A 13,218-nucleotide genomic window follows, 5' to 3' on the forward strand; every position below is an offset into this window, starting at 1 on the left:
TAAGCTTGCCATACCAAGCCTGTACTGTAAGCATACGCTAGATTTTTTAAGTGAATGATAATTGTTTTTATTATCGTTCGTAAGTATAATGTGACTCTAAATTCAAAGCATATTCAATTGCTTATTAATTTTTCACCTAATCTACGGCGATTCTATGTTACAAGCCCAGCACCTTTCTATTAGCCGTCAAAACACCCTATTATTACAAGACATAAACTGTCAGATTGCGACCAATCAATTGGTTGCTCTGGTTGGCCACAATGGCTCCGGAAAATCCACTTTAATAAAAACCTTGGCAGGCGAGATGTTACCAAGCTCAGGGTCGCTTGTGCTTGAAGATAGACCGCTTAGCGATTATGGCAGTAAAGATTTGGCCAAAAAACTGGCCTATTTGCCGCAGCAGTTACCCGATGCCGCCTCTTTTAGCGTCAGTGAGCTTGTGATGCTCGGCCGCTATCCGCATCAAAAATGGCTACAAAAACCCAGTCAAATAGACCGTGATAAAGTCACTGAGGCAATGCATTTGACTCAAGTGGCACCTTTTGCTGATCGCATTGTGTCTACCTTGTCGGGCGGTGAGCGAGCACGGGTTTGGCTGGCGATGTGCTTGGCTCAAGATACCCAATATCTGCTACTTGATGAGCCATTGGCAGCACTAGATGTCCGCTATCAGCTAGAGGTGATGGCACTGATTAGACAGATGGTAGATACACAGGGCTTGGGAGTGGCTATGATTGTACATGATATTAATCTTGCCGCTCAATATGCAGACCGTATTGTTGCGCTAAAAGCTGGGAAAATCTGCCATGATGATACGGTGGCTAATATCATGCAGCCAGACGTGTTAAAAGATATTTTTAATGTCGATATGCAGCTGCTAACTCATCCAGTTAATGGCCAACCTGTGGCAGTGGTGTAATATGAAAGTGAGACTGCCTCCTCTAAAAAAACCACCCATCAGCCCCACCACCTTCCCATCCAATCAGACCGCTTTAACCAGACATTGCTTGTTTAAATCTGCAGCGTTTAAGGTGATACAAGTGCTTAGTGTGGCAAGCCTTGTGCTCACAGGCTGTGACAACGTCGATGGTGCGGCTGATTCCACACAAGATAAGCCTGCACTTAATGACTCATCAGCCCCCTCTCAGATAGAGGCGCTTGATCAGCCAGACAGCGCTTCGGCTAACCCTTCTAAGAAGTCCCTGAATGTGGTGTCACCTGATTGGGGGGTGTCGGCCACGCTTACTGCCATGGGGCATCCTCCCATTGCTACCGGGGATATGAGAGTGTGGGATCAATGGGTGGCCCAGCCCAAACTGCCATCCTCCGTCCATGACTTAGGCATACGCTATCTACCCAATGCGGAGCTTGCTGCACAGTTGCCGGTTGATTTAATTATAGATAACTTTTTTTATGAGCACTCACGCGGGGTATATGGTGACGTACCGGCGCAGACGGTCATGTTTGCCGCTCAAGGTAAGACGGCTAAATGGTCAGATTATACCGCGCCTACGCGTAAGCTTGGGAAGATTATAGGCTATCCTGCGCAAGCAGAGCAGTATATCAATCAAAGTCAACAGCGCATTAATCAGGCCGGTGCAAAGCTACAACAGCGGTATCCTGCCATCAAAAAATTTGCCGTGGTGCAGTTCGTTGATGCCAATAACATGCGTATGTATGCCAATAACAGCTTGTTTAATACTGTGCTGACTAAGATGGATAAGCAGTTGGTTGCATTGGGTGAGGGCAATGAGTGGGGGTTTGTGCCCATTCAAATGGGAGACTTGACTCAGCTTGAGCCAGATGTGTGTCTATTGATTATCAAGCCCCTAAATCCTATCACCCAGCAGCAAATCCAAGACAGCTTGGTGTGGCAAAGACTGGGCTATGGCGCCGATCCAAGTACCTCAGACACCAGCCGTTGTATGACCATTTTGCCACCGGTATGGATTTATGGCGGTATGGCATCACTCACCAGTTTGGCAGACAATCTTGCCTCAGCTACCTTAGTTGGAGGCCGTGCTCATGACATCAAATAATCGTCACTCTATGCCTAATAGTAATCAGAACAAAGACAATAGCAATAGCCATCTCACTAAACGCTCAACGCAAGCGGCTACAGACAGGCCAGTTGCAGTCTCCTCCTTGGCTTCGGCAGTAGAGGTCAAACACTGGCGGGCATGGGCCTTGATACTGATACTGTTAGCGGCTATTGCCATCAGCAGTTCGGTATTGATTGACAGGCTTTGGGAGCTGCCAGTTAGCCAGCTGTTTAAGTCAAGCTTTACACTTGATGTGGCGGATATGGCGGTGCAGTTAAAGCTGGTCGCTACCAGCGTGGTGGCCTTATTGGCTGGAGGGTTACTGGGGGTGGTCAGTGTGTTATTACAACAACTGGTCAAAAACCCTTTGGCCTCTGATACCACCTTGGCCATTGGCACTGGCGCTCAATTGGCGCTGCTTATTGCGACCTTATTTGTGCCAAGTTTAGCGATTTATGGTGGGGTATGGATTGCCTTTGTCGGGGCGCTGTTTAGTTTGGTATTGGTATTTAGCTTATCAGCGCCCAGCCGTTTTAATCCCCTAATCTTAGTGTTAGCCGGACTGGTGGTAAATATTTTACTGGCTTCATTTGCCAGCACTTTGGTATTGTTTTTTACTGAGCATAGCGTCGGTATTTTGTCATGGGCGGCTGGGTTTTTAACGCAAAATAATTGGCATACCACGGTTAAGCTTGCCGTAACGGCCATAGCACTGGCGGCGATAAGTATTCCCTTATTAAAGCCGTTAACCCTAATGAGCCTAGATGATATGCAAGCCAAACGGCTGGGTGTACCTATCAATGCCTTACGTTTAGCGGTCATTGCTATCGTGGCTATCGTATCGGCGCTGGTGGTCAGTGAGGTGGGCTTGATTGGGTTTATCGGCTTGGCGGCAGCAAGTTTGGTGAATGCCTTGGGTATTGGCTCTATCGGGCGCAGATTGGTAGCGGCCTTTGGCTTTGGCGCTTTATTGCTGTGGTTGACCAGTAATGTGGCGCTGCTATTAGAGCCGGTGATGGGGACGCCGATACCGGCAGGCTCTATCACTGGCGTGTTGGGTGCCCCGCTGATTATTTGGCTGATTTTACGTCAAAGACGCCAAGGCGTGACGCCTATTACGCCGATGTTCACGCCCCAGCGTAAAGCCATCAACTGGTGGCGGTGGAGTGTGGGCGTACTGCTACTTATTGCTTTAGTTAGCGTATGGGTCAAAGACCTCTCAGGCATTGCCTTTAGTACAGATTGGGCGCTAACCCAGCAATACCGATTGCCGCGCACGCTAAGTGCTGCTGCTACCGGTGTTATGCTGGCTACCGCCGGGGTGTTGCTACAGACCTTGACTCGCAACCCCATGGCCAGCCCGGAAGTACTGGGCATCAGCTCTGGGGCTGCATTGGGGGTCATTGGCGGCTTTTTATTGTTGCCCGCTTTTGGGATAAAAGCTGGTGCCCTAAGCTTGGTTGGCTCAGGGCTGGCAGGGGCGTTTTTGGTGCTATTACTGATTATTTGGTTGGCGCGTAAAGTCACGCCAGCTTACTTACTGCTGGTCGGTATCGGGATTGCCGCTATGATGGATGGCATCATGAGTATGGTCAAGCTGTCAGGTGACCCAAGACTTGAGGCCATGCTGAGCTGGCTATCGGGCACCACGTATAGCGCCAGCCCTGAGACGGTCTGGTACCTGATGATAGCAGCAGCGGGACTGGTGGCGCTTAGTATGTTATTGATTAAGCCGCTAAGAGTGCTGGGATTAGGTGAGTCGGTGGCCAAAAGCTTGGGCGTTAAGGTGAGGTTTTATCAATTGGCGCTACTGATCGTGGTGGCAGCGCTGAGTACAGTCAGCACATTAGCGGTGGGTCCGCTCAGCTTTATTGGGCTGATGGTGCCGCATTTGGCCACTTCTTTAGGGGCAGTGCAGCTTGAGAAGCAGCTGCCATTAGCAGCACTTCTGGGCGCGGGGGTGATGGTCTTAGCGGATTGGATTGGCCGCTATATCATCTTCCCTTATGAGCTGCCGGCAGGCACCATAGCCGCTATCATTGGGGGACTGTACTTTATATGGCTCATTCGGCGCAGTTCGGTTCATCAGTAAGCTAAGATTAGCATTATCTGATGACACACTTATCACCGCCGCCTGGCTCGTTATCACAACAAGCCTACCGGGATCCAGATAGCCGCCAAGTACGCCGAGTGCTGTGGACCTTGCTATTGGGTGGCACAGTGGTCAGCTTTAGCAACAGTGCGTTAAACCCGGCCATCCCTGTTTTTATGTCCATATTTTCAGTAGATATTGTGACAGGAAGCTGGCTGTTAAATGGCTATGTACTGGCAATGAGTGTGGGTCTGATGCTCAGTGGCTATTTGAGCAAGGCCTTTTATTTTAAGCAGGTATATATCTGCGCCATTACTGGATTTATGATGGGCTCAGTGCTGGGTATGTCAGCTACCAGCTTGTCATTGATTATTATAGCAAGAGTCATTCAAGGACTGGCAGGCGGCTTAATTATCCCCTTATCCATCGGCCTGTTATATCAGGTGTATCCCAGCGCTCAGCAAGGCCGAGCGATGGCGTTGTGGGGGATAGTCATTATGATGTCTTTGGCTTTTGGCCCCTTAGTTGGGGCTTTTTTAGTGGCACATTTTGCTTGGTGGACTTTATTTGCCATAACCTTACCGCTTAGCGCCTTGGTGGTGGCCATGGCAATGAAGTGGCTGCCCTGGCTACCTGAGCACCAAGCACCAAAAACCCGCCACAAGCCGTTTGATAAAAAGGGCTTTATGGGATTGCTGCTTTGGCTACTGGCACTAAGCTTATGGCTCAATACCTTAAAGTCAGACTCTGCGATGCAAAGCAATGGCTTGATTCAATTGGTGCTACTGGCCGGCTTTGTGGTCACGGCTGTCATCTGGTGGCGCTATGAGCAACGACAGTCAAACCCGCTACTCAATGTCAATTTGTTTGCCAATAAAACTTACTTGCACAGCACAATATTAAGTATCACCCAGACAATTGGTCTAATGATGGGCCTGCTATTTTTGCCTATTATCATTCAGCAAATAATGCACAAAAGCGCGATGTGGACAGGCTTGGTGTTAATGTTTGCCACCTTGATTGCCAGTGTGACCACTCATATTGCTGGCGGTATTGTCGATAAATATGGCGCTAGGGATATTGGCAGTGCAGGGGTGGTTATCAGTGCGATCTCTATGCTGATGCTAGCTTGGGGCTTAGTGACGCCTAATATCTGGCTAATGATGCTGGTCATGGGCGTCCAGGGAGTGGGAACAGGATTGGCCTATTTACCCACCACAACCGTTGGGTTGAGTAGTCTGGATAAGCCTATGGTGACCGAGGGCGCCGCCTTAAATAATATCAGTCGCCGTATTGTCTCTACCCTGTTTATTGAGCTCGCAACCTTATATATCAATAGTGAAGGACTGGGGATATTCATAAAGCTCATGCCAAGCTTATCAGAAGCTCACGCGCTAGTAGCACCGATGCAAGAGGTGTTTGTGGGACTAGCAATGCTATTGTTGATGACGCTTATTTCTGCCAGACAGCTGCCATCTGGGTTATCAGATAATTGAGAGTAAATAGGGATAGATAAGCATGAGTGATAAAAATTATAAGCTAAGATAGCGGCCTAAAATAGCAATTAATGATTGAAATAATTATGTTTATTTAACTTTTGGGAGCCATTTTTTTGTAATCAAATGTAGAAATGCTAATAATTATCATTTACAATATCATTCATATTTACAAGATTGATACCTTCAGTATTATGAGGGTATTGATTGTTACTGTGCTTTATCTGGTATTGTTTTCTACCTTGGATTTAGTAGATATTGATGGATTAGATAAACATTGATTGGCACTTAATTTATGACCTAAAGGTAGAATCGATTTTGAGCCTCAGCACGCCTAAATCTAGTCCAAAAAAGAGACCCTACCTATATGAAAAACCATCATCTTGCATTATCTGTTCTAAGCTTATGTGTGAGCCAGCAGCTTTATGCCCAAACCGAGGCAGGCGCTGCTGCAAATAATAATCCAAGTGTAGATATCTCTGAGTCGATACAAACGCAGCAGCAAGCAGCCCCTCAAGCAGAATTTGAGGCGATCGTGGTTAAGAGTAAAGCAAAAACAGGGACAGCCTTAGCACAGAAAATTAGTGAAATGCCCGCTGTAACCCAAATCATTCCCGAAAAAGATATCCAAGCTCAAGCGGTGGGCAGTCGTACCACAGGCGACATATTGGCGCAGCTTATTCCAAGCTTAGGCACCAGTAGCGGCTCGACCAGTAACTACGCCACGACTATGCATGGCCGTCCGGTACAGTTTTTATTAAACGGGGTGCCGTTAACCGGTTCACGTAACTTATCTCGAGAGCTCAACAGCATTGATCCGGCACAACTTGAGAGAGTGGAGGTATTATCAGGGGCGACCAGTATTTATGGGGCAGGCGCTGCCGGCGGCTTAATTAACCTAGTTACCAAATCTACGCAAGGAGTCGGCTTACAGCACCAAACCCGTTTAGGTCTAAGCAGTGCTCGAGATTTTGACTCTGATTCATTGGGCTACAGCGTGGGCCAAAGCCTCGCTTATGGCGGTGAGCAGATGTGGGGCCGCTTGGATGTTGATTATGAAGAAAAAGGTGGAGAGTTTGACAGTCACGGTCATCGTATCAGCCCTGATGTCAACCAAACCGACCAGCAAGATACCAAATCACTGAGTGTCAATGCCAATATTGGCGCAAATATTGGACAGTCACAAAGTGTCGATTTGGCAGTGACCTATTATAATGATGAGCAAGAGACGGACTATGGCCCAGATTATGGCAACAATCTAGGGGTGTTATTGAAGGGGAAGACGCCTTCACTGCGTGCCGTAAAAGGGGCGCATTTGGATCAAGAGCCGATGACACGCAAAACCTCGGTCAATCTAAACTATAATAACAGTGATTTTGCCAAATCTAACCTGAGCATTACCGGGTATTACCGCGATGAAAAAGGACGTTTTTATCCTTCTGGTAAGCAGGTAGGTAAGGCGGTAATAGTCGCTCAGTCAGAGGCAGATATTGAGGTGGCTGGTGTCCGCGCCGCCATGCAAACTGAGTTTGATATCAAAGACATGCCAACGCTTATAAGTTATGGTGCAGATTACGAGCGTGAAAAAAGTGAGCAGACCTATTACGGTCAAGATTTAGATAAGTTTATTGCCAGTAATGGTCTAATCGCTGAGTCAAATGGGCATACCTATGCTGGCGGGCCTGACACCACTACCGATAAAATCGGTGCCTTTGTCAATGCAGACATTGACTTAAGCGATAAGTGGCATACCAGCGCAGGTATACGTTATCAAAAGCTCAAATCAGATACCGATAGCTTTACACCGCTTGCTGAGCAGGTATTGCAAGAGTATTTTAATCAGCCAGCAGGCAAGGTTGCACCCGGCAAGACCAATCACAGTAAGACCTTATTTAATATAGGCACCAGCTATCAGATTACCCCTGAAGACCAATTATTTGCCAATTTCTCTCAAGGCTTTACCACAGCTGATATCCAGCGCGCGCTACGCGATGTTCCGTCAGGCTTTGTGGTCAACTCTGATAATGTGCAGCCCATCGAAGTGGATAACTATGAGCTAGGCTGGTCGGGCATTCACGGTAACACTCGAGCCAAATTAAGTGGCTTCTATAACGAGTCGGATAAGACGGTACGCTTCAATGATGATTATACGGTTGAAGTTGTCGACACAGATGAGCGTGTTTATGGGGCAGAAGCGTCTATTAGTCAAAAGCTTGATGATAATTGGCAACTGGGCGGCAGCTTGGCGTATACCCGAGGCCAATACAAGAGCCAAGGCGACTGGCTAGAGCTTGGTGCAGATCGTCTGACCCCGATCAAGGGCACAGCTTATGCGCAATATAACTTCGATAAGGGCAGTAATATTCGCCTGCAAGTTCTAGCAATCGATGGCACGGACAGAGCCTATAAAGATCAACAAAAAGACAATGATACTAAGACCAATGCCAATGCTATCTCAGGTTACGCCACGTTTGATTTGTTAGGTCAAATGCAGTTGGGTCAAGGCAAAGGCAGAATTGATTATGGGATTTATAATCTACTCAATAAAGAGCATATGAATGTGTATCACCAAGCCACCTATGGCGATATGAACCGCCTGCCATCACAAGGCACTACCTATGGTATCAGCTATACCATTGATTATTAAGTCTATCAAGGCTTACGAAACTTTAGCAGACGCTGTGCCGGCACTCACTGCTAAGAGCCTGTAAGGGTCTGCTAATAGCCCGTCATAACCAGGCATTACCAGCCATAGCAATAAGGGCAATGACTTACTGAGTCGTTGCCCTTATTGTTATGGTCTTTATTGTTATGGCAGAATGTTTGCCTGTTTTTAGAGCATATTTAAAGCATGCGCCTGCTGATCGGTATTTACTATATGCTCCCCATACCAAGCAAGCTCATCATGCAGCTTAGCCACCTCACCGACGATCAGTAGCGCTGGGGTAGGCAGAGGATTGGCCTCATGCTTGGCAACGATATCTTGTAAGGTGGCGGTCATGACTTGCTGAGTGGGCATACTGGCCTGAGAGATAATCGCAATAGGCGTCTGTGGGCTACGACCGGCATCCATTAAGCCCTTGGTTAAGCGCTCAAGCGAGTGTAGCCCCATATAAAATATGACGGTCTCATTCGGATTGGTTAAGGCAGCAAAGCCGGTATTGGGCTCGCCAGACTTTAAAAATCCGGTAACAAACCTTACCGACTGTGCATAATCACGGTGAGTCAACGGGATACCGGTATAGCAAGAGGCGGCGCCCGCAGCAGTAATGCCAGGTACCACTTGATACGCAATACCTGCTGCCCGTAGCGCTTGTATCTCTTCACCGCCTCGGCCGAACACGAAGGGATCACCGCCTTTAAGACGCACCACACGTTTGCCTGAGCTGGCCGCATCTATCATGAGCTGATTAATGCCTTGCTGTGCCACGGCATGATTGCTGCGTTTTTTGCCGACAAACACCTTATCGGCATCACGGCGGCACAAATCTAGCACCTCGCTTGATACCAATGCATCATAATAGACAATATCGGCCTGCTGCATTAAGCGCAGGGCTTTGAAGGTAAGTAGCTCTGGATCACCAGGGCCTGCACCAACGATATATACCTCTCCCACAGACTTAGGGTCAGCTTGCTTAACATCACTATTGCTGCTTAACTGCTGATGGGTCTGCTCAAGTTGTTGTTTTAGCGCCTGCTCGGCCTCCACGCTACGCCCAGCAAACATCAGCTCACTCACTTTGCCCTCAAAGGCCTTCTCCCAAAACTGACGGCGGCCGGTCAGTGTGGGTATTTTTGACTTGACCTCATCACGCATGTCGCCTGCCAGCTTAGCCAATTTGCCATAGCCTTGAGGAATTAAGGTCTCCAAGCGGGCACGAGTCAGGCGGGCAAGCACAGGCGCTTTGCCATTGGAGGAGATGCCAATAACGATGGGGTTTCGATCAACGATGGCCGGAAATATAAAGTCGCATAAGGGCGGCGTATCCACCACATTCACGGGGATATTTAACGCTTTACAGTCGGCATGGACTTGATGGTTTAACGCCTCATCATCTGTGCCGGCGATGACAATACGCTTGCCGTCGATGTGTTTTTTATCATAGTGCGCTGTGATAAGCGTATGTCTTTCATCGCTTAAAAGCTGATGTATCTCTTGGCTAATCTGTGGGGCTAATATGGTGATACACGCACCTGCACGCGATAGCAGGTCGGCTTTACGCTGGGCGACTTCGCCACCCCCCACGATGAGCACAGGTTGATTGGTTAATTTAAAAAATAGGGGAAAGGTGTTCATAATCGGTAGGCTATTTATTATAAGATATGCCCATTATGGCGTATTCGATGACAACAAGCATGGAAGTATTTGATATTACTTAATGCGTAATTGTCATAAGGCTATGTTAATTAACCGATTTTCAGAATTAATGATACAAAAAGACACCGCCTAATGAGCCATTAAGCGGTGTCTGTGTCTCTAACTGGCCTTAATGCTTACTGGCCATCCAGAGGATTACAGCTGAGTGTGTAGACCACACTCACGGTTTTCTTCAACTTTGGTCGGATCAAAATAATCAAACTCATTAGGCAGGTCATGCTCTGCTAAGTAAGCGTCTAAGTCTTTATCGTTTTTGTAGAACAAAGGCGCGACTTTTAATACGCCGTCTTTTGACTGGCTAAGCACATCAAGACCTTGACGGAATTCGGTTTGGTCTTTGCGGATGGCATTGAACCACACATCAGGCTTTAACTCAGCCAAAGCACGTTTAAATGGCTCAAGTTTTACCTGCTCAGTGAATTCGTCATGTAGTGGGTTATTTACGCTTGGAATACCGTTCATGGTGGCGTCACGATGGGCGCTGGTTTGCTTAGGAATATAAGTCACTACGTTTAGGTTTAGATCTTTAATCAGCTTGTTAGCGAAGTCATAAGTGGCACGTGTGTTGTAGCCTGAGTCTACCCAAAGTACAGTGATATCCGGCTTTTGCTTGGCCACTAAATGTAAGATGGCTGACTCATAAGGACGGAAGTTGGTGGTGATGATTGGGTTTTCGGCTTTGGCAAGCGCCCACTCAACGATTTGCTCAGGGGTTTTGCCTTGAAGCTCTTGGTTGGCTTGGTCGATATTGATTTCGATGGTCATAGGAGTGTCCTTATTTTATAAGAGTGATAAAGTTTTTTTTGAGAGTATGAGCCAAAGCGGGCTCTAAGTTTATACCGTAAAACGCCAATTCTTTAAAAGCGCTAAGCTTGCTTTCTAAACATTGGCAACTGACTGGCCACGCTGCCATCATAAGAGGAGGGCAGCACTGAGAAAGCCGCTTGAATGTCATCGGTCACATTCTCAGCTCGGATAATAAAGCTGTCCACGCCGGCACGCTGCAAATACACAATTTGATCACGGCCAAAGTCACCTGCGATACGGATCTCGCCCTCAAAACCTTGCTGGCGTAAATGACGCGCTTGGCTAAAGCTGCGACCATCACTGAAGCCTGGCTGATATAAGACCACAAGGTCTAAAGCATTTAACAACGGGCGCTCGCTGTCTTTACAAGCTGCCAACAGCTGATCGAGCTGATCGGTTGAGATGCTGGTGTCGGCCCATAAGCCCACACGGCTGCTGTGATTGGCAATCATCGCCAATACTTCGGTTAACAGTCCTTGCGGCGCTAAAATATCAGACAGCGGTAAGATAACATCTAGGCGTTCAGACTTATTTAACAGCTCACTTAGCTGAGTGGTCTTAGCGGCCACGCCATCTGGCAACTCTGAAGTAAAGAGCGCATACCAGGTGTCCTCAGCGGTAATGTCTTTGGCCTGCGCATCTAAAATACGGTGATTACCCATATACAGCCTCCTTAAATGGCGTGATGCCTACACGTTGTACAAATTCAGAAAACGGTTCTGGATTATCGCCTTCAACATGACGCTGCTGAGTATAGACGTCCAACACTTTTTGTAGCGTTGGTGCTACCTCTTCTGTGGCCACTGAGCGGCCTAAGATATTGCCCAGACGGGTATCTGATTTTGAGCTTCCGCCTAAGCTAAACTGATACCAATGCTCGCCTTTTTTATCGACCCCTAAGATGCCAATGTCCGCAACGTGATGGTGGGCACAGGCATTCACACAACCAGACATATTCAGTTGAATATCACCTAGGTCATATAGGTAATCTAGGTCATCAAAGTGCTTTTCGATTTGCTCAGCAATGTTAAAGGTAGTGGCATTAGCAAGCGCACATAAGTCAAAGCCTGGGCACACAATCATATCGGTTAATGTGCCAATATTCGGACGTGCTAAGTCAATTTCAGTCAACGCTTCCCATAATGCATATAAATCCGTTTGCTTCACATCGGCAAAAACTAAGTTTTGTTGATGGGTTCCGCGAATCTCACCAAAGCTATACTCATCAGCTAGGTCAGCAAGGCGATCTAATTGCTCATGGGTCACGTCACCTGCCGGCACATATTTGCCATTGACAAGTCCGGCCTTTAAAGACACCACGACCGCACGGTAACCGGCCACTTTATGCGCAACGGTATTACGAGAGTACCAGTCCGCAAACGCCTTATTCTCTAAGTGCTTGTTAAGCTCAGATTGGCTTGCCAGCGTATCGATATGCTCATAATCAAACTCAGGGAAATAGCTTTTGGCAGTCTCAATATTGGCATCTGTTAACGTCAATTCACCATCTTTGGTGAAAGTCTCCCATTCTTTTTCGACCAGTTTGGTAAACTCTCTGGCGCCCATGTTTTCAACCAGAATCTTAATGCGAGATTTGTACTTTGACTTGCTGTCACGGCGACCATGAAGATTATAAACACGCAAAATGGCATCAAGATAGCTTAGCAGGTGCTTGCGAGGCAAAAACTCACGTATGGTTTTACCAATCACAGGTATCCGGCCTAAGCCGCCACCGACAATAACCTCAAATCCAACTTCGCCTTCTTCGTTTTTGACAACGTGTAGACCAATATCGTGTACTTGAGTTGCCGCACGGTCTTCGGCGGTACCGATAACCGCAATTTTAAATTTACGTGGTAAGAAAGCAAACTCAGGGTGGAAAGTTGACCACTGACGGATAATCTCGCAATAGGGGCGAGGGTCTTCAACCTCATTGGCATTAATACCAGCATAGGGGTCAGTTGTGGTATTACGGATACAGTTACCTGAGGTTTGAATCGCATGCATCTGTACCGAAGCCAATTCGGCTAAGATATCAGGCACTTCTTCTAGTTTTGGCCAGTTTAGCTGCAAGTTGGTACGTGTGGTGAAGTGTCCGTAACCACGGTCATACTTGCGTGTAATCTCAGCCAACTTGCGTACTTGATAACTTGCCATCAGCCCATAAGGAACGGCGATACGCAGCATAGGCGCATGACGCTGTATGTATAGGCCATTTTGTAGGCGTAGTGGCAAATATTGCTCTTCGGGTAACTCCCCGGCTAGGAAGCGACGGGTCTGATCGCGAAACTGCTCAACCCGCTCATCAACCATGGCTTGGTCCGCATGAGTGTACTTATACATAGTTCATATGCCCTTGGATAACAAAAAATCATGCAGCTATACTACCTATGCTTATAGTGT

The 13,218-nt window shown here is 47.5% G+C and carries 9 protein-coding genes; 5 read left to right on the forward strand and 4 right to left on the reverse strand.

Annotated elements, in window-relative coordinates; all coding sequences use genetic code 11:
• Positions 1-154 precede the first annotated feature (154 nt).
• The 5 genes from DLE54_RS05485 (at position 155) to DLE54_RS05505 (ending at position 8,277) form a co-directional block, all read left to right on the forward strand.
• Positions 155-919, forward strand: coding sequence for an ABC transporter ATP-binding protein (locus tag DLE54_RS05485; protein WP_110816523.1), 765 nt, complete (start codon positions 155-157; stop codon positions 917-919).
• A 1-nt stretch (position 920) separates the two neighbouring features.
• Positions 921-2,039 carry an ABC transporter substrate-binding protein gene (locus tag DLE54_RS05490; protein WP_227535569.1) on the forward strand — a complete coding sequence of 373 codons (1,119 nt, stop codon included), beginning with the start codon at positions 921-923 and terminating at the stop codon, positions 2,037-2,039.
• Complete coding sequence (gene fhuB, locus DLE54_RS05495; protein ID WP_227535571.1) at positions 2,026-4,134, forward strand: Fe(3+)-hydroxamate ABC transporter permease FhuB; 2,109 nt, start codon at positions 2,026-2,028, stop codon at positions 4,132-4,134. Before DLE54_RS05490 ends, fhuB begins: the two co-directional genes overlap by 14 nt.
• A gap of 20 nt (positions 4,135-4,154) precedes the next feature.
• Positions 4,155-5,630 carry an MFS transporter gene (locus tag DLE54_RS05500; RefSeq protein WP_110816524.1) on the forward strand — a complete coding sequence of 492 codons (1,476 nt, stop codon included), beginning with the start codon at positions 4,155-4,157 and terminating at the stop codon, positions 5,628-5,630.
• 367 nt (positions 5,631-5,997) lie between these two features.
• Positions 5,998-8,277 carry a TonB-dependent receptor gene (locus DLE54_RS05505; RefSeq protein ID WP_110816525.1) on the forward strand — a complete coding sequence of 760 codons (2,280 nt, stop codon included), beginning with the start codon at positions 5,998-6,000 and terminating at the stop codon, positions 8,275-8,277.
• A 186-nt stretch (positions 8,278-8,463) separates the two neighbouring features.
• On the opposite strand, the gene cysG is transcribed toward DLE54_RS05505, so the two are convergent.
• The 4 genes from cysG to DLE54_RS05525 all read right to left on the reverse strand — a co-directional run bounded on the left by cysG (position 8,464) and on the right by DLE54_RS05525 (position 13,158).
• Positions 8,464-9,927, reverse strand: coding sequence for a siroheme synthase CysG (cysG, locus tag DLE54_RS05510; RefSeq protein ID WP_110816526.1), 1,464 nt, complete (start codon positions 9,925-9,927; stop codon positions 8,464-8,466).
• Between the two features lie 216 nt (positions 9,928-10,143).
• Positions 10,144-10,773: a phosphoadenosine phosphosulfate reductase family protein gene (locus DLE54_RS05515; protein ID WP_011960367.1), complete on the reverse strand. Its 630-nt coding sequence runs from the start codon at positions 10,771-10,773 to the stop codon at positions 10,144-10,146.
• A 101-nt stretch (positions 10,774-10,874) separates the two neighbouring features.
• On the reverse strand, positions 10,875-11,477 hold the full coding sequence (locus DLE54_RS05520; RefSeq protein ID WP_110816527.1) for a DUF934 domain-containing protein: 603 nt from the start codon (positions 11,475-11,477) through the stop codon (positions 10,875-10,877).
• The gene (locus DLE54_RS05525) at positions 11,470-13,158 is read right to left on the reverse strand and encodes a nitrite/sulfite reductase (RefSeq protein ID WP_110816528.1); all 1,689 of its coding nucleotides are present in this window, start codon (positions 13,156-13,158) and stop codon (positions 11,470-11,472) included. Before DLE54_RS05525 ends, DLE54_RS05520 begins: the two co-directional genes overlap by 8 nt.
• Between the last annotated feature and the right edge of the window lie 60 nt (positions 13,159-13,218).

Origin of the sequence: Psychrobacter sp. YP14, from assembly GCF_003209315.1 — a bacterium.
Classification (GTDB): domain Bacteria; phylum Pseudomonadota; class Gammaproteobacteria; order Pseudomonadales; family Moraxellaceae; genus Psychrobacter; species Psychrobacter raelei.

Excerpts from the sequence above, each read along its gene's own strand:
- DLE54_RS05505 (WP_110816525.1), top strand. The coding sequence starts at position 5,998 with ATGAAAAACCATCATCTTGCATTATCTGTTCTAAGCTTATGTGTGAGC.
- fhuB (WP_227535571.1), top strand. The coding sequence starts at position 2,026 with ATGACATCAAATAATCGTCACTCTATGCCTAATAGTAATCAGAACAAA.
- DLE54_RS05520 (WP_110816527.1), bottom strand. The coding sequence starts at position 11,477 with ATGGGTAATCACCGTATTTTAGATGCGCAGGCCAAAGACATTACCGCT.
- DLE54_RS05485 (WP_110816523.1), top strand. The coding sequence starts at position 155 with ATGTTACAAGCCCAGCACCTTTCTATTAGCCGTCAAAACACCCTATTA.
- DLE54_RS05515 (WP_011960367.1), bottom strand. The coding sequence starts at position 10,773 with ATGACCATCGAAATCAATATCGACCAAGCCAACCAAGAGCTTCAAGGC.
- DLE54_RS05500 (WP_110816524.1), top strand. The coding sequence starts at position 4,155 with ATGACACACTTATCACCGCCGCCTGGCTCGTTATCACAACAAGCCTAC.
- cysG (WP_110816526.1), bottom strand. The coding sequence starts at position 9,927 with ATGAACACCTTTCCCCTATTTTTTAAATTAACCAATCAACCTGTGCTC.
- DLE54_RS05525 (WP_110816528.1), bottom strand. The coding sequence starts at position 13,158 with ATGTATAAGTACACTCATGCGGACCAAGCCATGGTTGATGAGCGGGTT.
- DLE54_RS05490 (WP_227535569.1), top strand. The coding sequence starts at position 921 with ATGAAAGTGAGACTGCCTCCTCTAAAAAAACCACCCATCAGCCCCACC.